The sequence below is a fragment of the Streptomyces sp. NH27 genome, from assembly GCF_056859195.1.
This window is the reverse complement of record NZ_JACEGK010000837.1, coordinates 1-1973: the sequence shown is the minus strand read 5'-3', so window position 1 is coordinate 1973 and position 1973 is coordinate 1. Positions and strand designations below refer to the sequence as shown.

The 1973-nt window shown below is 73.8% G+C and carries 2 protein-coding genes; both read left to right on the top strand.

The annotated features are described in order from the left end of the window. The first annotated feature begins 59 nt into the window (after positions 1–59). On the top strand, positions 60–431 hold the full coding sequence (locus AC13HU_RS36360; protein ID WP_483046269.1) for a MerR family transcriptional regulator: 372 nt from the start codon (positions 60–62) through the stop codon (positions 429–431). Positions 432–959: 528 nt separating this feature from the next. Further along, on the top strand, positions 960–1973 hold a 1014-nt coding region (locus tag AC13HU_RS36355), incomplete at its 3' end, for an NADH-quinone oxidoreductase subunit B family protein (RefSeq protein ID WP_483046268.1).

The window sequence follows — 1973 nt, the reverse complement described above, 5'->3', positions numbered from 1 at the left end:
TCCCCACCCATGCCGCGACCGCCCGCGTCGACGGCGCACGACACCGCGGACCCACGCTGCTGCGGATCGGGGACGCGGCGGCCGCGGCCGGCACCACACCGAGGGCACTGCGCTTCTACGAACAGCGCGGCCTGCTGCCGGCCCCGGCCCGCACCGCGTCGGGGCAGCGGCAGTACGGCCCCGGCGACGTGGCCCGGGTGCGGCTGATCCGCGACCTGCTGGCGGCGGGCTTCACGGTGACGGACCTGCGCGGGCTGGCGCCCCAGCTGCACCAGCTGGTGGACCGGCCCGCGCCGCGCTGCGACCCGGAGCCCGGCGGCGTGGTCGCCCGCAGGCCCGCCGCGCTCGACGCGGAGATCGTTCGCCTCACGCAGCTACGCGAACGGCTGACCCGGCGGCTCGCCGGGCAGCCCACCGACGCCGACACCTGACGGTCGCCCGCGCCACCCCTTGAGCCCGAGCCGCTCCCGCCGAAACCCGCGCCGTGCCCGTACACCCCGTGCCCCGCACGCCCCCGCGGCCCGCCGAAAGCCGCGCCACACGCCCGTACACCGCACACTCCCCGCGGCCCGCCGGCTCCCGCCGAAACCCGCGGCCACGCCCATACCTCGCACGCCCCCCGCGGCCCGCCGGCTGCCCCAACTCCTCGCCCGCTCCCGGCCGTACACCCGGCATGCCCGCCAAGTGGTCCTGTTCGCGGGTCCGCTTTCGTGTGACAGCGCGGCGGCGGCAGCCGGGCCCCGCGTGCAGGCGGGCGGAGGATCGCGAGTGACGCGTCCGGCACCTCGTGCCGGGTCGCGCTCCGAGGAGGACCGGTGCGCACCCTGCCACCGGCCGGCGGCGGGTTCCGGGGGTGCCACCGTAATGGCCGCGCCTGATCGCCCGCGGCCCTCCGGCTTGTCGCAGGGTGGTGTCCGACATGCGATGTTCCGTCCATACCTCCCGCAGGAGGAAGTCCCATGAGCGCACCGTCGCCGGCCCCGGCCGGCACCTCGCAGGACAGTGACCCGGCCGGCGACGAGTCACCGATCCACATCCTCTGGATCAACGCGGGGCTCAGCTGCGACGGCGACTCGGTCTCGCTGACCGCCGCCACCCAGCCGAGCATCGAGGAGATCGCCCTCAGCGTGCTGCCGGGCCTGCCCAAGATCCAGGTGCACTGGCCGCTGATCGACTTCGAGTGCGGCCCGGTCGGCGGCGCCGACACCTTCATCGAGTGGTTCTTCAAGGGCGAGCGCGGCGAGATCGACCCGTTCGTGCTGGTCGTCGAGGGCTCGATCCCGAACGAGGCGATCAAGGCCGAGGGCTACTGGAGCGGCTTCGGCGACGACCCGGAGACCGGCCAGCCGATCACCACCAGCGAGTGGATCGACCGGCTCGCCCCGAAGGCCCTGGCCGTGGTCGCGATCGGCACCTGTGCCACCTACGGCGGCATCCACGCGATGGCCGGCAACCCGACCGGCGCCATGGGCGTGCCGGACTACCTGGGCTGGGACTGGAAGTCGCACGCGGGCATCCCGATCGTGTGCGTGCCGGGCTGCCCGATCCAGCCGGACAACTTCTCCGAGACGCTGGTGTACCTGCTGCACCAGGCGGCCGGCTCGGCCCCGATGATCCCGCTGGACGACCACCTGCGGCCCACCTGGCTCTTCGGCGCGACCGTGCACGAGGGCTGCGACCGGGCCGGCTACTACGAGCAGGGGCAGTTCGCCACGACCTACGACTCCCCCAAGTGCCTTGTGAAGCTGGGCTGTTGGGGCCCGGTGGTGAAGTGCAACGTGCCCAAGCGCGGCTGGATCAACGGCGTCGGCGGCTGCCCGAACGTCGGCGGTATCTGCATCGCCTGCACCATGCCCGGCTTCCCGGACAAGTTCATGCCCTTCATGGACGAGCCGCCCGGCGGCAAGGTCTCCAGCACGCTCAGCGGCGTGTACGGCTCGGTGATCCGCAGGCTGCGCTCGGTGACCCAGCAC